The organism is Halorubrum sp. CGM4_25_10-8A (assembly GCF_005435025.1).
Taxonomy (GTDB): Archaea; Halobacteriota; Halobacteria; order Halobacteriales; family Haloferacaceae; genus Halorubrum; species Halorubrum ezzemoulense.
Genome location: NZ_SGTX01000009.1, coordinates 20743 through 38585 on the forward strand (window position 1 = coordinate 20743; position 17843 = coordinate 38585).

At 69.6% G+C, this 17843-nt stretch carries 18 protein-coding genes and 2 tRNA genes; 4 read left to right on the top strand and 16 right to left on the bottom strand.

The window, feature by feature from the left end:
* Positions 1–9 precede the first annotated feature (9 nt).
* The 6 genes from EXE52_RS10755 to EXE52_RS10780 all read right to left on the bottom strand — a co-directional run bounded on the left by EXE52_RS10755 (position 10) and on the right by EXE52_RS10780 (position 5247).
* Positions 10–711, bottom strand: a complete 702-nt coding sequence (locus tag EXE52_RS10755) for a TMEM165/GDT1 family protein (RefSeq protein WP_049931682.1) — start codon at positions 709–711, stop codon at positions 10–12.
* Complete coding sequence (locus EXE52_RS10760; protein ID WP_049931681.1) at positions 708–1412, bottom strand: metal-dependent transcriptional regulator; 705 nt, start codon at positions 1410–1412, stop codon at positions 708–710. The genes EXE52_RS10755 and EXE52_RS10760 overlap by 4 nt, the downstream gene beginning before the upstream one ends.
* A gap of 180 nt (positions 1413–1592) precedes the next feature.
* On the bottom strand, positions 1593–3185 hold the full coding sequence (locus tag EXE52_RS10765) for a preprotein translocase subunit SecD (RefSeq protein ID WP_049931680.1): 1593 nt from the start codon (positions 3183–3185) through the stop codon (positions 1593–1595).
* Entirely contained in the window at positions 3185–4069 is an 885-nt protein-coding gene (gene secF / locus EXE52_RS10770; protein ID WP_049931679.1) for a protein translocase subunit SecF, read from the bottom strand. The genes EXE52_RS10765 and secF overlap by 1 nt, the downstream gene beginning before the upstream one ends.
* Before the next feature lie 82 nt (positions 4070–4151).
* Positions 4152–4622 carry a DUF5812 family protein gene (locus EXE52_RS10775; protein WP_089308181.1) on the bottom strand — a complete coding sequence of 157 codons (471 nt, stop codon included), beginning with the start codon at positions 4620–4622 and terminating at the stop codon, positions 4152–4154.
* 61 nt (positions 4623–4683) lie between these two features.
* On the bottom strand, positions 4684–5247 hold the full coding sequence (locus EXE52_RS10780; protein ID WP_049931677.1) for a hypothetical protein: 564 nt from the start codon (positions 5245–5247) through the stop codon (positions 4684–4686).
* 79 nt (positions 5248–5326) lie between these two features.
* On the opposite strand from EXE52_RS10780, the gene EXE52_RS10785 reads away from it, so the two are divergent.
* Positions 5327–5980, top strand: coding sequence for an undecaprenyl diphosphate synthase family protein (locus EXE52_RS10785; RefSeq protein WP_089308180.1), 654 nt, complete (start codon positions 5327–5329; stop codon positions 5978–5980).
* A 29-nt stretch (positions 5981–6009) separates the two neighbouring features.
* On the opposite strand, the gene EXE52_RS10790 is transcribed toward EXE52_RS10785, so the two are convergent.
* The 7 genes from EXE52_RS10790 to EXE52_RS10820 all read right to left on the bottom strand — a co-directional run bounded on the left by EXE52_RS10790 (position 6010) and on the right by EXE52_RS10820 (position 13682).
* The gene (locus tag EXE52_RS10790; protein WP_049931675.1) at positions 6010–7176 is read right to left on the bottom strand and encodes an inorganic phosphate transporter; all 1167 of its coding nucleotides are present in this window, start codon (positions 7174–7176) and stop codon (positions 6010–6012) included.
* Positions 7177–7292: 116 nt separating this feature from the next.
* Entirely contained in the window at positions 7293–8114 is an 822-nt protein-coding gene (locus tag EXE52_RS10795) for an ABC transporter ATP-binding protein (protein WP_176450659.1), read from the bottom strand.
* Entirely contained in the window at positions 8111–9064 is a 954-nt protein-coding gene (locus EXE52_RS10800; protein ID WP_089308179.1) for an ABC transporter ATP-binding protein, read from the bottom strand. Before EXE52_RS10800 ends, EXE52_RS10795 begins: the two co-directional genes overlap by 4 nt.
* On the bottom strand, positions 9057–10406 hold the full coding sequence (locus tag EXE52_RS10805; protein WP_049931673.1) for a branched-chain amino acid ABC transporter permease: 1350 nt from the start codon (positions 10404–10406) through the stop codon (positions 9057–9059). Before EXE52_RS10805 ends, EXE52_RS10800 begins: the two co-directional genes overlap by 8 nt.
* Positions 10403–11524 (bottom strand): branched-chain amino acid ABC transporter permease, encoded by a 1122-nt coding sequence (locus EXE52_RS10810; protein WP_049931671.1) that lies wholly within the window; start codon positions 11522–11524, stop codon positions 10403–10405. Before EXE52_RS10810 ends, EXE52_RS10805 begins: the two co-directional genes overlap by 4 nt.
* A gap of 121 nt (positions 11525–11645) precedes the next feature.
* Positions 11646–12584, bottom strand: coding sequence for a lipoyl synthase (gene lipA / locus EXE52_RS10815; RefSeq protein WP_089308178.1), 939 nt, complete (start codon positions 12582–12584; stop codon positions 11646–11648).
* A 96-nt stretch (positions 12585–12680) separates the two neighbouring features.
* Complete coding sequence (locus EXE52_RS10820) at positions 12681–13682, bottom strand: hypothetical protein (protein ID WP_089308177.1); 1002 nt, start codon at positions 13680–13682, stop codon at positions 12681–12683.
* Positions 13683–13830: 148 nt separating this feature from the next.
* Here EXE52_RS10820 and EXE52_RS10825 point away from each other — a divergent pair, with 148 nt between their 5' ends.
* A complete protein-coding gene (locus EXE52_RS10825) occupies positions 13831–14247 on the top strand; it encodes a dual specificity protein phosphatase (protein ID WP_089308176.1) in 417 nt (138 codons plus the stop codon).
* Between the two features lie 19 nt (positions 14248–14266).
* Here the strand turns inward: EXE52_RS10825 and EXE52_RS10830 are convergent.
* Positions 14267–14338, bottom strand: a tRNA-Thr gene (locus EXE52_RS10830).
* Between the two features lie 98 nt (positions 14339–14436).
* Positions 14437–15099 carry a hypothetical protein gene (locus tag EXE52_RS10835; protein ID WP_049931667.1) on the bottom strand — a complete coding sequence of 221 codons (663 nt, stop codon included), beginning with the start codon at positions 15097–15099 and terminating at the stop codon, positions 14437–14439.
* 59 nt (positions 15100–15158) lie between these two features.
* Between EXE52_RS10835 and EXE52_RS10840 the strand changes: the two genes are divergently transcribed.
* Positions 15159–15866 (top strand): enoyl-CoA hydratase/isomerase family protein, encoded by a 708-nt coding sequence (locus EXE52_RS10840; protein WP_089308175.1) that lies wholly within the window; start codon positions 15159–15161, stop codon positions 15864–15866.
* Between the two features lie 98 nt (positions 15867–15964).
* Positions 15965–16035: transfer RNA gene (locus EXE52_RS10845), tRNA-Gly, on the top strand.
* 190 nt (positions 16036–16225) lie between these two features.
* Here the strand turns inward: EXE52_RS10845 and EXE52_RS10850 are convergent.
* Entirely contained in the window at positions 16226–17617 is a 1392-nt protein-coding gene (locus tag EXE52_RS10850) for an ABC transporter substrate-binding protein (RefSeq protein ID WP_089308174.1), read from the bottom strand.
* Positions 17618–17843: the final 226 nt, after the last annotated feature.

Sequence of the window (17843 nt, forward strand, 5' to 3'; positions counted from 1 at the left end):
GCTCAGCCCTCAGAACAGCCCGGCGATGACCCCGCCGAGCGTCCCGACGATCGTCTCCCACACCGAGAAGCCGGTCGCGATCGCCAGCACCGTGTCCGCGCCGAAGAAGGCGAACAGCAGCGCGGAGCCGAAGTGCGCGAGCCGCATGTCGACCCGGCCGGCGAACGTGTGGAAGAAGTAGGCGTTCGCGAGGCTCACCGGGATGATCGCGAGCATCTCGCCGGCCCAGATGGCCGAAGTCGCGCCGTACTGGACCGCCAGGCCGATGGTGACGAGCTGCGTCTTGTCGCCGAACTCGCCGGTCGCGGTGAGCAGGAAGATGGGGAAGAAGCCGCCGAGCGACCCAGAGTACCTGTCGAGCCGCCCCGGGAGCGAGAGGTCGTCGAACGCGGCCAAGCCGCCGTCGGTGCGCTCCGCTTCCGGGGTCGTCCCGCGCGACGGCGCGGACCGGTACAGCAGGACCGCGAAGACGAAGAACAACACCGCGGTGATCGCGTCCAACACGACCGGCGGGAGCGCCGACTGGAGTGCCTGCCCGAACGCGATCTCCACGGCGGTCCACCCGGCGAACGCCGAGCCGGCGGCCGCGACGACGACCTTGGGATCGTACCGCGTGGAGAGCCCGGCGATCATCAGCTGTACCTTCTCGCCCGGCAGCACCGCGAGCTGCGTCACGAACGCGATCGCGACGATCTCGACGTAGCCGGTCATGCGTCGCCCGCCTCCTGACCGTCGGTCGCGGCGGTCGACTCCGCGGCGCGCCGGACGTACACGCGGTCCGCGACCGCCTCCGGCAACCCGTGTTCGTCCCCGTCGCTCGTCCGGACGGTGACCAGCCCGAAGGAGGTGATATCGACGACCTCGACGGTCGTTCCGGGCGTTATCTCGGCGTCGACGAGGAACTCCAGCACGTCGGGGTCGCGGTCGCTGACGCGGGCGACCGTTCCCCGTTCACCCGGATCCAGCGCCGCGACGAGCGTCGTCCCGGCGTCCTCCGGCGTCGAGAGGTCGGCCGGCGGGATCGGGTCACCGTGCGGGTCGGCGGCGGGGTAGTCGAGGACGCGCTCGACCCGACGCGTGAACTCCTCGCTGACGTGGTGTTCGAGCGCGTCAGCCTCGTCGTGGACCTCGGTCGCCTCGTAGTCCAGCTGCTCTGCGAGGAACGCCTCGATGAGGCGGTGTCGGCGGACGACCTCCAGCGCGGCGACCTCGCCCGCGGGCGTGAGCTCGACGCCCGTGTACTTCTCGCGGGAGAGCAGGCCGCGGTCGGCGAGCGTTTCCACCATGCTTGTCACCGTCGCGGGGGTCTTGTCGAGCGAGTCCGCGATCTGCGAGGTCGAGACGGGCGGTCCCACCCGCGACTCGATCCGATAGATCGACTTGAGATAATCTTCGACGGCGTCGGTCGGCATAGACGCTTTTGACCGGTCTAAATTAATAGTTTGTCGGATGCGTTTTCTGTTCTTGCCAAAGGCATAACGAGAGGCGAGTCGAAACGGTGATCTCGAAAACCGTCGCTGTGAGCGATCGGAAACCGATCGAACGTCACATCCGGTCGAGAATTAGGGGTCGCCGACGCGCGGTCGGTCGGCTTATTTGACCGTCAGCAGGCGGCGCAGGATGTCGCCGTACGCTGGCCGGGTGATCAGCACACCGACCAGCACGCCGAGGACGGTGAAGATGGCGAACCCGGAGAGGTCGCCGAGCGACAGCACCATCAGCGGCGACATCGCGATGATGGTCGTGGCCGCGGCCGCGCCGATCACCCAGAACGCCCGCCGGAACCGGGAGTCGAACACTTTCTTCGAGTTCACGTCGCCCTCGCTCATCACCTCGTCGGCGATGATGACGAGGTCGTCGACACCGGTCCCGACGACCGCGATGAAGCCGGCGATCACCGCGAGTTCGAGCGGGTAGCCGAGCAGCGCCGCGAACCCGAGCAGGGCGTACACCTCCGTCAGCGCCGTGACGATCATCGGGAGCGCGACGCGCGGTTCGCGGTAGCGGAGGAACACCATCCCGGCGACCGCCAACACCGAGAGCACGCCGATGACCAGCGAGTACGTCCGGAAGTTCTCACCCTGCGAGGCCGAGATGGACGAGGAAGTCCCCTCCCCGCTGATGTCGAGGTCGGCCGGGAGCGCGCCGGCGCGGAGGTTCAGCGAAATGGTCTGCGCCTCGGCGAACTCGCCCGTCGTGAGCCGGAAGTTCCCGGTGTCGGCCCACGAGCCGGCCGCCATGCTGTCCGCGAGGCCCGGGTCCATCCCGAAGGAGTTGACGACCTCGCCGTCGACGACGAGCAGGAGACACGGGTTCGAGTTCTCTATCTCACCGGTCTCCTCGTTGTATCCGCACCGGTCCGCCCCCGTCTGGTACGCGTCGGCGAAGCCGCGTTGCGCCACAGCGTCTTGGAAGGAGTGCGCCGGCGACTGGCCGCTCTCGGCGGTGTTGCGCACTGTGACCGGGACGTACGCTCCGGTACCGCGGTCGCTCTGGGCCGCGGTCCCGATCGTCTCGAAGTCGCCTTGGGTCAGCGTTCCCTCCTGAACCGCGGTGCCGTTTCCGTCCGGGTACGCGATGTCGATCCGGACGGTCCCGCGCTCCTCGAGGAGGTCGATCACTTCTTGCCGGCCCTGCCCCGGCACCTCGACGAGGATGAAGTACTCCCCGGTGATCGACTGGATCTGTTGGACGCTGCCGCCCGAGAGGCCCGCCTCGTTGATCTTCCCCTGGATGACGTTCATCGTCTCGTCGCGCGTCTCCTGCGTGACACCCGACCGAACCTCCGCGTACTCGTAGCCCGCGGCGTCCATCGCCGCGCGGAACTGGGACTCCGTCACGGACGGCTTCGTCACCTCGACCGCGCCCTCTTCCGGAACGACGCCGACGTTTCGGACGGAGGCGTTGTCCAGTTCGGCCGCGACCGCGTCCGCGACGCTCTCGGGCGTGTCACCGCCGAACGCGACATCCGTCGCGGTGTATCCCGAAAGCGGCGCGCGGACCCGCGTCCCGCCCGCCAGATCGAGGCCGTACTGGAGGTTCGTGACCCCCTGCTGGGCCTCGCTGACGTTCTCCCCGGGCGCCGGCTCCGGCCCGAACCCGGGAGCGAAGAGCGCCACGGACGACCCGATCACGACGACGACGAGCAGCAGGATTCGCCAGTTCTTCTTGATCGGTTCGAGCATTACCGCGCCACCCCCTCGAACTTGTACCAGCGAAGCAGCGAGACGTTCATCAGGTACGTGTTCATCAGGTCGGCGCAGAGCCCGACCGCGAGGATGATCCCGATGTCACGGAGCAGCCCCACCCCGAACACCGAGGCGCCGATCGCCATCACGACCATCGCGGCGATGGAAGTGAGCGTCATCGTCACCCCGGTCCGCATCGCGCGGCTCACGGACTCGTAGAACTCGCCGGTCCGTCGCAGCACGGAGTCGTTCAACAGGATGTCCGAGTCGACGCTGTACCCGATGATCATCAGCAGCGCCGCGATCGTTCCGAGCGTCATCTGGATGCCGAGGAGGTTCATCGCCGCGATCGGGATGACGAGGTCGGAGAACGCGGACGCGACGACCGCCAGCGAGGGGACGAACGTCCGGAACAGCGCGAACACGAGGACGCTCATCCCGAGGAACGCGATCGCCACGCCGATGATGGCGGTCCGCGCGGTGTCGCTCGCGAAGCTCGGCGACACCTGATCGACCGCGGTCGTGGTCAGTCCCGCCGCCTCCGCCTGGTCTTGGAGGTCGTTCGCGAGCCCCTCCGGATCGTCCTGTGACGCCTGGAACGTGACGACGACGACGTCGTCGCCGGGGATCGTTCGGACCGAGTCGGGCTCCCGCTCGAAGGCCGTTTGGATCTGCTGTTCGACGTCGCCGCTCGCGTCGTCCGCGACTCGCAGCTCGACGCCGCCGGTGAACTCCAGTCCCAGGTTCGCGGGCGCACCGGTGGCGACGACCCAGCCGCCGATGATCGCCAGCGCGAGGACCAGAAACGCGAGCGGCACCGCCGCGAGCTGCCGGTTCGAGTAGTCGGTGTAGTTGACTTCCGGCACCTCGATCGCTACCATAAATACCGCTTCCTCTGCGGGCGCGAATAAGCCTTCTTATCTGGTGGGCCGACGGCGGCGACCGAGGCTGTAACCCCCCGCGTTACGGGAGGTACCGCACGGCGACGACGCCCGGCTCCGATCGGATCTCGACGCGGTTCACGCCCAGTCGGGCGGCGCGCGAGAGCGTCCCCTCCCGGTCGTCGATCACGTCCGTGACCGCTGCCTCCGTCTCCGACTCCGGCGGGGTCAGCACGTGGACCTCGCCGACGCCCGCGCGCTCTTGCCGGGCGAGCTCTCCCGTCGGGGTCTCCGCGGCGAGTTCGCGCTCGTGAACGGTCGGCGGCTCCGGGCTCTCCTCTATCGAGAGCGCGCGGCGCGCGTCGACCTCGACCACCTGATAGGTGACCTCCATCGGCGGGTCGGGGGCGACGGTCGCCTCGACGGCGTCGTCGACGTCGAGGCCGGGGTTCGAGCTCAGCGTGTGAACCTGTCCGTCGTGGACATCTTTCAGCACCGCCGAGTCGCTCTCGACGTGCGTGACGAGGAACGTGCTCTCCTTCTCGTCGGTCATTGCGTTCGGCTAGTCGCTCTGACGACTTCCGGCTTTCGAGCCGCGGCCGCGGGCCGTCGTTTCACGCCGGCCCGCCGGCGTCGCCCGACGCGTCGCCGTCGACGGCCGCGCCGTCGTCAGTCCCGCCGCGGAGTCGAAAGTGCGTCGCGAAGACGGCGAGCGCGGCCGCGACGGGCGGGACGAACCCCGCCAGCTGCGGGAGCGCGTACAGCGCGTTGACGAGGACGGAGCCGCTCGGGTCTCGGAGCCCCTCGGGCGCCGAGATGACCATTCCGAGGTACAACGAGAGCAGGAACAGGAAGCCGGCGACTCCCATCCACCGGTCGTACGTGGCCGCGACCCGGTCGCCGCGGCGGTGGCGCCGGGCGACGAACAGTATCGGCGCGAGCAGCGGGCCGACGGCGCCGAGCCCGGCGACCACGAACAGCGACCGCGAGAACAGGAACGTCCCCCCTTGCGCCGACACGGTCTCGCCCATCCAGACGACCAGGGCGAGAGTGACGACGAGCGCGACGAACCCGGCCGCCAGCGCGCCGAGCGCGGCGTACGCCCGCATCGTCCAGGACTCGGTCGCGCGGAACGCGTACGGGATCGCGCCGAACACCCCGCGGTAGGCGTCTGCCATCGACTCCGATAGGGGCGTCAGCGAATTAAACCCCTCGTCGTCGGGAAACCATTTATACGCGCGACCGGATCCCCCTGACGTGGGTCTCTACGACACGTATCTCGCGACGCGCCACCGTCTCCACGACGCCGAGCCGCCGGCGCACGTCGCCCTCGTCCTCACGGAGCGGGACCTCCTCGCCGACGGCGCGTTCGACACGCTGTCGTCGGCCATCGGCTGGGCGTTCGAGTACGGTGCGGAGCGCGTCACTGTCTCCGTCTCCGTCCTCGACGGGGCCGTGGCTCCGACGCTGATCCGCGAGCTCCGCCGGCTCGATGTCCCCGCGGAGACGGTGGTCCGCGGCCCAGACGCCGACGCGCCGGGGGAAGCGGGAAGCGACCTCGGCGGCGACTCCGCCGCGGGCGACGCCGACGCGCCGGTCCGGATACTGGTCGGCCTCGGCGGTAAGGCGGAGTTCGCCGGCGCCGTCCGCGAACTGGCGAACGACGTCGCGGCCGGCGAGATCACGCCGGACGCCATCGACGAGGCCGACGTCTCGGAGCGGCTGCTATTCCCCGAAGAGCCCGACTTGGTCATCAAGACGGGCGCCGAGCGGCTCTCCGACTTCGCAATCTGGCAGTCCGTGTACGCCGAGCTCTACTTCACCGACGTGAACTGGCGCGACTTCCGCAGGCGGGAGTATCTCCGCGCGGTCTTGGACTTCCAGGACCGACAGCGCCGGTTCGGCCGCTGACGCGCTCGAACCGCGGCCGTCGAGTTCCGCTACCAGACGAACGCGAAGAGCGCGGTGAACGTCACCAGCGCGCCCACCGTCGAGAGGATCGGCACGACGTTCTGCATCAGCACGACGCGCGCGCTCGTTCCCGGGTTGAACAGGTCCGACGCCGAGGGGACGTCGCTCGCGTCGCCCTCCCCGATCGCCGGCATCTCGTCGGCCGTCAGCGCCCCGACGGAGACCGTCGGTTCCTTCTCGCCTTTGATCCCCTGTCGGACGGTCACCGTGCGGGTCGCGCGCCCCCAGCCGAGCCCGACGATCGACATGGTCGCGATGATGACGAACGACGCCGGAATGCCGACCGCGGAGAGGCTGATCACGATCCCGGAGGAGACGACCGCGACGACGATGGCGGCCGTCAGCGGGAGGTCGGTGATGTCGTTGCCGAGCGTGTCGAGCGTCCGTCGGGCGATGGTGAACGCGCCGACCGCGACGGCGGCGCTGCCGAGGAGGATCATCGGCGTCATCTCCACGCCGTCCAGCGCGACCAGCGGCGCGATGGCGTTCGCGATGTTCGAGGTGCCCGAGGAGAACGCCATCAGGCAGCCGATCGCGATGACGACGACTCCTCCCGTCAGCTCGCGTCGGGTCGTGTTCGGGCCGAGGGTCGGGCGCGGTATCGGCCCCGACCGGTCGAACTCGAACAGCGCACCCTCCGTGCTTTCGATCGCCACCCAGCGGTCGATCGCCGAGTAGAAGTAGCGGCCGACGACGCCCGAGACCCAGAACCCGATGATCGGCGCGACGAGCCACCAGATCGCGATCTCGCCCATCACCGCCCAGTCGAGGGTGTTCGTCGCGATCCCCAGCCCGGCGATGGAGCCGACCGCCGTCATCGACGTCGACGCCGGAACGCCGGCGAAGTTGCCGACGAACAGCGCGCCGCCGATGAAAAAGAGGACGATGATGCTCGTCTCCAGCGTAAACACGTTCGCCCCGGTGACGAGGTCCTCGCCGAGCGTCGTGACGACGCGCTGGCCCAGTGTCCCCGCCCCGACGAAGAAGAACACCGACATCAGCCCCGCCGCGCCGGCCTTCGATAGCACGTCCGCGCCGACCGCGGGCCCGAACGCCGGTCCCGTCGTCGCCCCGCCGATGTTGTATCCGACGAACGCCGCCACCGCGACGCCGACGAGAAGAAGAGCTTCGACCATATACGAGAACAGACGACGCACGCGCTGTTAAACGGACGGGGTCCGTCCGCGTCGGCACCGGCCCCCTGCCCTTGGGTCGCCGCCGACCCCTGACACGAGTGCGACGCGGCGGACGGCTACCCGCCCAGGAAGTCCTGTCGCACGCCCTCGTCCGCGAGCAGTACGTCGCCGCGGTCGGTGTAGCGGTTCTCGCCGTTCACCAGCACGTACCCGCGGTCGCAGCGGCGCAGCGCCTCTTTCGCGTTCTGCTCGACCATCAGCACCGCCGTCCCCCCATCGTTGATCCTGTCGATCCGGTCGAACATGTCGGAGACGAGGTCCGGGGCGAGGCCGGCCGAGGGCTCGTCGAGCAGCAGGAGGTCGGGGTCGAGCATGAGCGCTCGTCCCATCGCGACCATCTGCCGTTGCCCGCCGGAGAGGGTTCCGGCCTTCTGCTCGCTGCGCTCCCTGAGGATCGGGAAGCGGTCGTAGATCGTCTCGATCTGGTCTTCAGGCACCTCGTCGAGGATGTACGCGCCCATTTCGAGGTTCTCGCGGACGCTGAGTCCGGGAAAGACGTTGTCGTTCTGCGGGACGAAGCCGACCCCCTCGCGGATGATCTGTTCGGGCGCCAGCCCGTGGATCGGCTCCCCCTCGAACTCGACGGTCCCGCCCATGTGGGTCGTGAGCCCGAAGACGGTCTTCATCACCGTCGACTTCCCGGCGCCGTTCGGCCCGACGACGGTCACGTACTCCCCGTCGGCCACGTCGAGGACCACGTCGGAGAGGATCTGGAGGTCGCCGTACCCGGCGTCGAGGTCGCGCAGGCGTAGGATCGCGTCGCCGTCGATCGCGTGGTCGGTGCCGGCGGTGGCAGTCGCGTCCGAATCACCGACTTCGCTCGCTTCCGTCTCGGCGGCTGTCGTCTCCGCGTCGTCCGCCGCTGCGTCGGCCGTCATAGCTCCTCACCCAGGTACGCCTCGATGACCCGCTCGTCGTTCCGTATCTCGTCGCCGGTCCCCTCGGCGAGCACGCTGCCCTGATGCATGACGATGACGCGTTCGCAGTTCTCCATGATGATGTCCATGTCGTGCTCGACGAGTAGGAAGGTGTAGCCGTCCGCGCGCAGGTCGTGGATCCGGTCGAGGAGCTTCTCCTCTAAGGTCGGGTTGACCCCGGCGAGCGGCTCGTCGAGCAGCACCATCTCGGGGTCGGTCATCAGCGCCCGGGCCATCTCCAGCAGCTTCCGCTGTCCGCCGGAGAGGTTCCCCGCGTGTTCGTGCGCGAGGTGATCGATCTCGAAGAACTCCAGCGTCTCCCACGCCCGCTCGCGGAGCGCGGTCTCCTCCTCGACGACGGCGCCGCGGAGCCCGGGCGTCACCGCGCGGATCGCGGACTCGCCGAGCTGCCCCTGCGGCGCGAGCATGAGGTTCTCCAAGACGGTCATCTCGGAGAGCTCGCGGGCGATCTGGAACGTCCGGACCAGCCCCTCCCGCGCGATCTGGTGCGGTTTGAGGCCGGTGATCTCCTCGCCCTCGAAGTACACCGACCCGCCGGTCGGCTCGTGGACGCCGGTGATACAGTTGAATGTCGTTGACTTGCCTGCGCCGTTCGGCCCGATGAGCCCGGTCAGCGAGCCGGACTCGACCTCGAAGGAGGCGCCGTCGACGGCGGTGACGCCGCCGAAGCGCTTGACCAACCCCTCCACGCGGAGCGGGGGTGCCTCCGAGGGAGACCCCGGCGGGACGTGTTTCGCCGCCTCCTCCACCTCGCTGTCGTTCGCCTCGGGCTCGCCGATCGTTCCGTCCGCCGTCGCGGTGACGGGGTCGGTGGCGGCGACGTCTCCCGGGTTGGGCGCGTCCGCGTCGGTCTCGGCGGAGTCGCTCGGGTCGGGGGCGTCGCTACTCATCGCTCTCACCTCCGGCGGGCCGCTCGGAGAGGTCGACGGCCGCGGCCGTCTCGATCCGGTCGCCGAGGATCCCCTCGGGCCGTCGGTGGATGATGAACACCAGCACGAGCCCGAGGAAGACGAACTGGAGCGGCGCGACGTTCTCGGTCGCGTACGCGAGGAACGTCACCGGGTCCAGCGAGGCGACCGCGTCGGCGAACGACGGCGGCGTCTGCGCGTCGATGAGTCCCCGGACCGTCCCGCCGACGCGGCGGGGCCCCTCGAACAGTACCGCCGCGAAGACGATCCCGCCGAGGACGGAGCCGGTGTTCGACCCCGACCCGCCGATTATCACCGCGATGAACACGTAGAAGGTGAGGAGCGGCCGGAACTGCGGCGTCGGCGAGACGTTGCCCTGGCTGCCGAACCAGAGGATGCCAGCGAGCCCCATCAGCGCGCAGCCGATGACGAACACCTTGATCTTCACGAGGTTCACGTCCTTGCCGAGCGAGTCGGCGACGAGCTCGTCCTCCCGGATCGCCTTCATCGTCCGGCCGAACGGCGAGCGGCCGAGGCGTTCGAGCAGGAGGTAGAAGCCGACGAGGAAGGCGGCGAGGACGGCGATGTACCCCCACCCGATGAGGATCGGCTGCGAGATGCCGAGGCCATCGCTCCCGAAGACGCCGAAGACGAGGTCGCCGAACGCGGTCGGCGTCCCCGCCTGCCCGTCGACGAGGAACAGGTCGCGGACCGGGTTGTCCGGCATCCCCATCCCGCGACCCCCGCCCGTTCCGGCGCCGATCGTGTCGCGCAGGAAGTTGTCGAAGGCGCTCGACTGGAGCGACAGGCGGACGATTTCCGAGAGGCCGAGCGTCACGATGGCGAGGTAGTCGGCCTTGAGTCGCAGCGCCGGCAGGGCGGCGACCCCGCCAAGCAGCGCCGCCATGCCCATTCCGGCGACGATGCCGACCGGGAGCGGCAGTCCGAGCCCGGGCGGCCCGAAGGCGGGGTCCGGCGAACGGACGACCATTCCCATCGTGTACACGCCGACGGCCATGAACCCGGCGACGCCGATGTTGAAGAGGCCGGTGTACCCCCACTGGAGGTTCAACGCGAGCGCGGTGAGTGCGTAGACGAGCCCGAGGAACGTCAGCGTCTCTAGGAGTCCGACGACGCTGTTGAGCCCGTCGGTGAACGTCAGCAGCGTCGCCGCGGCGTAGATCGCGAGCAGCGTCCCGACCACGAGCCCGAGGTCGCTCTCGCGGGCGGCCTCGACCAGCGCCGCCGTCGCGCTCTCGGGCGCCTCCGACCCGCCCGCGGACGGCCCGGAGGCGGAGCCGCCGGGTGCGTCGGCGTCGCTCATGCGGTCGTCACCCCGCCGAACAGTCCCTCTGGGCGCAACAACAGCATCAGGATCATCACGGCGAACGCGGCGGCCTGGTTGAAGTCGGAGGGGATCCAGATCGTCGAGGTGGTGAACACGACGCCGATGACGAGGCCGCCGACGATGGCGCCGTACACCGAGCCGATCCCCCCGAGGATCACGGCCGCGAAGATGAGGAGCAGGAGGAGCCAGCCGAAGTCGAACTGGATCGTCCCGCGGAGCAGCACGTAGAGGTAGCCGGACGCCCCCGCGAGCCCGCCGCCGATGATCCACGTGGCGGTGACGACGCGCTCGGCCGGGATGCCGGTGATGAGCGCGAGGTCCTTGTTGTCGGCCATCGCCCGCATCGCGGTGCCGAGCTTCGTGTGCTGGAGCATGCCGTGCATCGCGAGCATCAGTCCGACCGCGGCCACGAGGATGGTGAGTTCGTGCGCGTTCACCGAGAGCCCGAGCGGGTCGAACGCGAGGTTCGACGCGTCGACGCTGGCGGTCACGCCGCGCCGGTCGGAGCCGTACCCGAACTGGAGCAGGTAACGGACGATGAGCGCCGCGCCGATAGAGGCGATGAGCAGGGAGATCCCGTCGCGATCCCGCATCGGCTTGTAGAACGCGCGGTCGAGCGCCACCGCGAGCAGCGCCGTGACGACGAACGCCGCGACCAGTCCGACGAGGATCGCGCCCGGCGTCGTGAGGATGTGCGCGCCGATGTCGCCCGGCGAGGCGTTCCCGGCGTCGCGGACTGTCAGGAGCGCGCGGACCGGGATGTCGCCGAGGCCGGCGATCAGGAACGCGACGCCCCACCCGGAGAACGCGCCGACGCTGACGAGGTCACCGTGCGAGAAGTTTGCGAACGAGAGGATGCTGTACGTCATCGAGAGGCCGATCCCCGCGAGCCCGATCACGAGGCCGATCACGACCCCGTTCCAGAGGTTCGAGCCGAGCCGGTCGACGGAGAGCGACCCTCCTATCGGGCCGAGGCCGACACCCGCGAGCTTCGCCGCGAGGTCGACGAGGAGCAGGCCCGCAAGGAGGACGACGAAGAGAAGCCCCGGCCGAGCCCGCGCCGCGTCGACGATCGACGAGTCAGTTGTTCCCATGTGTACGTCTCACTGACACAGGGTGGGTCACCGAGCGGTAAATAACTCGCTGTTCGGACAAACATCGATACCTCGAAAGCGCCTGACAGCTGTCACCCCCCACCGCGTCCCGAACGCGGCCTCAGTCGCCGCCCGCGGCCCGCGCCCGACGCCGCGCCGCCTCCGGCGAGCGGCCCTCGCGCAACAGCGCCTCGACGAACAGCTCGCCGGCCTTGTACGACGACCGGACCATCGCGCCCGACGCGCAGTAGAGGAAGTCGAACTCCTCCTCGGCGACCCGCCGCCACGTCTCGAAGACGTCGGGGTGGACGTACTCGAACACGTCGAGGTGCGAGCGCGAGGGCTGGAGGTACTGGCCGAAGGTGACCACGTCGACGCCGACCTCGCGGAGGTCGCCGAGCGTCCGGTACACCTCGTGGTCGTACTCGCCGACGCCGAGCATGAGGCTCGTCTTGGTGTGGATGTCGGACCTCTTGTCGACCCGATCGAGGACGGCGAGCGACTGCTCGTAGTTCGCGCGGCGGTCCCGGACCGGCCACTGGAGGCGCTCGACCGTCTCGACGTTGTGGGCGATCACGTCCGGCCCGGCGTCGATGATGCGATCGACCGCTTCCGGGTCGCCCTGGAAGTCCGGGATGAGCGTCTCGACGAGGATCTCGGGGTCGCGGCGCTTGATCGCCCGGATCGTCTCGGCGAAGTGCGCCGACCCGCCGTCGGCGAGGTCGTCGCGGTCGACGGACGTGAGGACGACGTAGTCTAACCCGATCTCCGCGACCGCGTCCGCGACGTTGGCGGGCTCGTCCGGGTCGAGCGGCTCCATCCCGCCCGTCTCGACGTCGCAGAAGTTACAGCCGCGCGAGCAGCGGTCGCCCATCAGCATGAACGTCGCCGTGCCCGGGCCGTCGCTCCCCGACCAGCACTCGCCCATGTTCGGGCAGTTCGCCTCCTCGCAGACCGTGTGGAGGTCGTGCTCGCGGAGGGTGGACTTGATCTCCGTGAACCGACTCCCGGACGGCGGGCGCGACTTCAGCCAGTCCGGCTTCCGGCGGCCGCGTGACATGGATGATCCTTAGCGTCCGAGCGCAAAAGGATGCGGGTCGCCGAGGCGGCCCGGGGTCTCGCCGACCGCGGGTTCACGCCTCGGGACCGCCCCGGCTCACGCCTCCGGGACAAACACGTTCATCGACGGCGTCTGGATCCCTTGGAACTTGTTCTTCCAGTTGTACGCGATGTTCAGCACGCGCCGCCGGTCGCCCGGCGGTCCCGTCACCACGCTCACGGAGGTCCCGTCTTCCGGGATCTCGACGCGGGTGTCCCGCCAGTCGAACCCGGCGAGCAGTTCCGAGGGGTTCTCGACCGACACCGTCCCGCTGTTCCTGTTCACCTCGTAGAGGCGGTAGGCGTCGGCTTCGAGCAGCCGCTTGATCTCTTCAAGATCGTCGTCGAGGTGTGCTTCGAGCGCGTCGGCGGTGTGGTAGCCGCAGACGATCAGGTGCGCGAACGTCTCGACGTTGCGCGGGTTCTGCTCGGCCTCGCGGAGGTGGTCGAAGTACGCGAGTTTCTCCTCGCGGTCGAGGTCGAGGATCGCGTTGACGATCCGGGCCGCCTCGCGCTCTCCCTCCGTCGCGTCCGAGTCCGCGAGGACCTCGTCCGCCCGCGACCCCGTGTTCTGCCCCCGCGAGACGTCGAGGACGTTCTTGAGGTGTTTCGCGCGGTCGTACACCGCCGACTTGTACGACCAGTCGCGGACGTCGTCCGGGTAGCCGTCGAACTCGCGAAGGAGCGCCTCGCGGTCCTCGGGGAACCCGATCTCCTCGCGGAAGTCGCTCCACGCCGTCGCGTCCTCGAAGAGCCCGAACTGCGTCAGCGTGTCCTGCCCGAGGTTCGCCCGCGTGCCGCCGCTCGCGACGAACTTGGCCTCGACGAACGTCTCCCCGTCGGGCGACTCGACGATCAGATCGCCCAGCGAGTCGTAGGAGTTGCCGGCGTGGCGAACCGCGGTCAGGTCGGGGAAGTCGCTCCGGAGCCGATCGGCGAGCGCCTCGCCGAGATCGGGTCGCCCCCGCTCTTCGAGGTCGGCGTCCGGCTCCGCGCCGTTCGCGAGCTGCGCCGTCAGCTTCTCCGTGGCCTCGACCCAGCCGCGCTCGTGTTTGCCCATGTGGCGTGTCGGTCGGCGACGGGAAATAAAGGAACCGCGTACGGGCGGCGAGCTCCCGACTGCCGTCGGTCGTCGGATAAACCGTGCCGCGAACGAGGTGCGTTTAATTCGGTCGCGTCCGAACGGCCGACCAACGGCGTGTGTAAAAATGGATGAGGTCGCCCCCGGGCTCCTCGTGGGGACGATGTCGGACGCCGACGACGAGTCGCTGCTCCGGCGCCGCGGCGTCGACGCCGTCGTGTCGCTGACGTACGACGACCCGGACACCGGCGCCGTCGCTCGCGTCGACGCGCCGATGACGGACGGGCCGCGAAACGAGTACGAGGCGTTCGCCGCCGCCGCGGAGACGGTCGTGGAGCGGCGCGAGGCCGGACAGCGCGTCCTGGTTCACTGCTCGGCCGGCGCCTCCCGCAGCCCGGCGGTCGCCGCGGCGGCGATGGCGCGACTGACGGACAGGGGCCTCGACGAGGCGTTCGAGCAGGTGCTCGCGCGGCGATCCGAAGTCGACCCGCACGACGCGCTGGTCCGGCGGGCGGCGACGTTCGTAACCGAAGGTAGCGAATGAGCGGCGAGGTCGCAGGAAGAGCCTAGGCCGAGATTTGAACTCGGGGTCTCGTCCTTACCAAGGACGCGCTTTACCGCTAAGCTACCCAGGCACGCACTCAGTCGTTGACCGGATTCGACTTTATGGGTTTCGATCCGCGGGCGCGACGTCCGGGAATCGGGACCGGTTCCGGCGTCGTCCCCGATCCGGTCACCGATCGGTCGCGCTGACGGCGCGATCCGAGATATCGGCGATACGGTCGGCGGTCGTCTCAGGTAGCGCCCGGCCCGCGGGCGGGAACTCGCCGTCGCAGTCGGCCGCGAGGTCGCGGGCGTACGCGAGGAGTTCCTCGGGCGGGTCGCCGCCGACCGCCGTGGTCCCGGCGACGACGGCGAGTTCCAGCGCGTCGACCTCCAGGTTGCGGTCGAGCCCGACCGCCGTCTCGGCGTCCGTCCCCTCGCGGTCGCGGAGCGTCTGGTCGCGGCCGAACGCGCGCACCACGTCGACCGCGGGGCGGGCGGCGTCGGTACACGCCAGGAGCGAGAAGCCGCGGGAGACGAGCACGTCGGCAGCGAGGATGTCCATGTCCGCGTCGATGTCGGCGGCGGTCGGCGCGGTCACCCACGGCTCCTCGCGGGCCACCGTACGGGTGAGCCGCAACCCCTCGTAGATGAGCTGTACGCCGGCGGCGCGATCGGTCACGTCGCCGAGCTCGACGTCGGGGTCGAGCGCGCGAGCGGTGACCAGCGCCAGCACGCCGGGGGTCACCGCCGCCTCGCCGATTCGCGCGTCGAGGGCCTCGCGGAGCTGTTCGGGCTCGACGTCCGCGAGCGCCTCGCGCGCGGCGTCACGCGCTCGCGCGGCATCGTCCATTGGTAACCGGTAGACGAGCGAAGGGCAAAGACCTTTGGAAACGAACGGGATTCCGTCCCGTGATCCGAACCCGAACCGACGGCGACGTGCGCGTCGTCACGCTCGACCGCCCCGAGGCGCGCAACGCGCTGCGCCCCGCCGACCTGACCGCCTTGCGCGAGGCCTTCGAACCGCCCGCGGCCGGCCCCCGGGCGCCGGTGACGTACCTCCGCGGCGCGGGCGACGCCTTCTGCGCCGGCGCCGACCTCGACGCGGTCGCGGCGCTCGACGACCCGGAGACGTTCGCGCGGCGGGGCCAGCGCGTGGCCGCCGCGATCGAGGACTCGCCGTCGGCCGTCGTCTGCGGGGTCGACGGTCCCGCCCGCGGCGGCGGCGTCGAACTGGCGCTGGCGGCGGACGTGCGCGTCGCGACGCCGCGGGCGACGTTCGCCGAGCCGGGGGTCTCCCTCGGTCTGTTCGGCGCGTGGGGCGGAACGGTGCGACTGCCGCGGGTGATGGGCGAAGGGGAGGCGCTCGACGTCGCGCTCTCGGGACGGGTACTCGACGCGGAGGCCGCCCTCCGGACCGGGCTCGTCTCGCGCGTCGTCGACGACCCCAGATCTGTGGCCGACGAGATAGCGGCGGGCGAGGCCGACGCGCTGGCGGCGATCAAGCGCCGGCTCCGCGACCGTCGGGACGACGGGGCGCAGGAGCGCGCGGAGGCCGCGGCGTTCGCCGACCTTCACGACGCCCACGCCGACGAGATCGCGCGACAGCGCGAGCGGTGAGGTGGCCGCCGCGGCGTCACCGCACCGTCCACGTCGCCCGGCAGTCTCGATCTCAAAGACTTAAGTGAGTCTCTAAACAAGAGACGAGTGCGAAGCACGCACCGGTAGTGTAGTGGTATCACGCAACCTTGCCATGGTTGCAACCCGAGTTCAAATCTCGGCCGGTGCACTTCCTGCGATCGTGCCCCGGCCTGACTCCCGCTCGCTTCACTCGCGGGAGTCCCGGCCGGTGTATTTTCTGAGCGAAGCGAGGAAACTACCGAGAGAGATTTGAATGCTATCAGTTGCGGTTCAACTCTCTCAGAACCGGCCGGCGCGGTTCACGTGCGAAAAACCGGAACGGGTCTCCGTCGAGGTTCCTACTGGTTCAGCACGCTCGACCACTGGCTGGTGTACGTCGCCTGGTTCGGCTCGAACGAGACGCGCTCGGTAATCGTCCCGTCGCGCTCCTCGAAGGCGTTCACGTACGACTCCTCCAGCGACTGGCCGTAGGCGTCGTTGAGGTACAGCGTCCCCGAACTCGCCGCGCCGACCGTGTCGCTGACGGCGAGGTCGGCCATCGCGGGCCCCTGAAGCAGGTCGGAGGGCGCGGTCCGGAAGATGTAGTCGTTGTCCTCCAGATCGGTCACGTTCGGGTCGGTCGAGGACGGCGAGATGCCGACGACGCCGTTCGGGATGAACACCTGGTCCGAGACCTGGAGGTTAACGTTCGACGACGCCGGGCCCACGACGGCGCCGTAGCCCGCGTTGACGATGGCGTTCGCGCCCGAGATACCGGCCTGCGGGTCCGTCTGCGTGTCCTCAACTCGGGTCTCGACGTCGACGTTGATCCCCGCGTCGTTGACCTGCGTCGCCGCGAGCAGGGCGCCGTCGCGGATCGGGACGCCGAGCGGACCGAGGTCACCCGTCTCCGGCATCAACACGCCGATTCGCGCGGTGAACGAGTCGACGCCGACCGGGTCCGCGGCGGTCGCGTTCCGGTCCTCCTCGGAGAGTTCGTTGCCGAACTCGACGGTGTCGAGGGTGACGAGTTCGCCGTCTTGGAAGTCGACGATGTCGTACGCGGCGGTGGCGATATCGCCGTTGACGTCGAAGTTGACGCCCGAGGACGCGCCCACGTAGTGGACCGGATCGCCGGCGGCGACCGTCTCGACGGCCTCGGGGAGGTCCGCGGGGCCGAACTCGTCGCCGCCGGGATTAGCGACGGTCCGGACGCGGTCGCGGATCGCCTCGCCGCTGTTCTCGCCCGCGGCGGTCGCCGCGAGGATCTCGACCGCCATCGCGTCGTACGCCTGCGCCGTGAACACGCCCGGCTCCTCGCCGTACTCCTCCTGATACGACTCGGTGAAGAACTCCGCGCCGGGACCGCCGGCCGAGGGCGCGGTGCCGATGACGTTGTTCATGTCGTTGTCGACCTCGCCGGGCAGGTCGCTGTCGATCAGCCCGTCGGGGACGATGATGTCGAGGTCGGGCGCGCTGTCGGCGAAGTCCGAGTAGAAGTCGCGGAACAGCTGGATACCGGACTGCGGGAACCCGACGACCATCACGGCGTCCGGGACGTTGCTCTGGTCGCCGCCGTCGGACCCGTCGGAGCCGTCGTCCCCGTCCATCCCGTCGCCGCCGTCGTCTCCGTCGGACCCGTCGCCGCCGTCGGACCCGTCGCCGCTCTCCGTCGAGCAGCCGGCGAGCCCCGCGATGCCGACCGCGCCGGCGCCCTTGAGTACGTCGCGTCGCTGGATTCTTCGCTTCATCCTGTGAGCGAATACCATGCGAGCCATTATAAGTGTATCCACGACCACAAATACCACACCCGCGAACTCCCCGGATTCAGACGGCTCCTCTCGCGGTCTGGGAGGCTTACGGTGCGTCTCGGGCCGGACCGGCGGCGACCGGAAACGCGGGTCGTTCCCGCTCGCTGATAGGTGGTCGGGGGCGCGTGACGGAACGCGAACGGGACGCCCCGTCGAACCGGGATCG

Bases quoted from the DNA above. Each gene is read 5' to 3' on its own strand.
- EXE52_RS10800 (WP_089308179.1), bottom strand. From the start codon at position 9,064: ATGAGTAGCGACGCCCCCGACCCGAGCGACTCCGCCGAGACCGACGCG.
- EXE52_RS10790 (WP_049931675.1), bottom strand. From the start codon at position 7,176: ATGGTCGAAGCTCTTCTTCTCGTCGGCGTCGCGGTGGCGGCGTTCGTC.
- EXE52_RS10835 (WP_049931667.1), bottom strand. From the start codon at position 15,099: ATGGACGATGCCGCGCGAGCGCGTGACGCCGCGCGCGAGGCGCTCGCG.
- EXE52_RS10850 (WP_089308174.1), bottom strand. From the start codon at position 17,617: ATGAAGCGAAGAATCCAGCGACGCGACGTACTCAAGGGCGCCGGCGCG.
- EXE52_RS10760 (WP_049931681.1), bottom strand. From the start codon at position 1,412: ATGCCGACCGACGCCGTCGAAGATTATCTCAAGTCGATCTATCGGATC.
- lipA (WP_089308178.1), bottom strand. From the start codon at position 12,584: ATGTCACGCGGCCGCCGGAAGCCGGACTGGCTGAAGTCGCGCCCGCCG.
- EXE52_RS10805 (WP_049931673.1), bottom strand. From the start codon at position 10,406: ATGAGCGACGCCGACGCACCCGGCGGCTCCGCCTCCGGGCCGTCCGCG.
- EXE52_RS10810 (WP_049931671.1), bottom strand. From the start codon at position 11,524: ATGGGAACAACTGACTCGTCGATCGTCGACGCGGCGCGGGCTCGGCCG.
- EXE52_RS10795 (WP_176450659.1), bottom strand. From the start codon at position 8,114: ATGACGGCCGACGCAGCGGCGGACGACGCGGAGACGACAGCCGCCGAG.
- EXE52_RS10765 (WP_049931680.1), bottom strand. From the start codon at position 3,185: ATGCTCGAACCGATCAAGAAGAACTGGCGAATCCTGCTGCTCGTCGTC.
- EXE52_RS10755 (WP_049931682.1), bottom strand. From the start codon at position 711: ATGACCGGCTACGTCGAGATCGTCGCGATCGCGTTCGTGACGCAGCTC.
- EXE52_RS10825 (WP_089308176.1), top strand. From the start codon at position 13,831: ATGGATGAGGTCGCCCCCGGGCTCCTCGTGGGGACGATGTCGGACGCC.
- secF (WP_049931679.1), bottom strand. From the start codon at position 4,069: ATGGTAGCGATCGAGGTGCCGGAAGTCAACTACACCGACTACTCGAAC.
- EXE52_RS10820 (WP_089308177.1), bottom strand. From the start codon at position 13,682: ATGGGCAAACACGAGCGCGGCTGGGTCGAGGCCACGGAGAAGCTGACG.
- EXE52_RS10780 (WP_049931677.1), bottom strand. From the start codon at position 5,247: ATGGCAGACGCCTACCGCGGGGTGTTCGGCGCGATCCCGTACGCGTTC.
- EXE52_RS10775 (WP_089308181.1), bottom strand. From the start codon at position 4,622: ATGACCGACGAGAAGGAGAGCACGTTCCTCGTCACGCACGTCGAGAGC.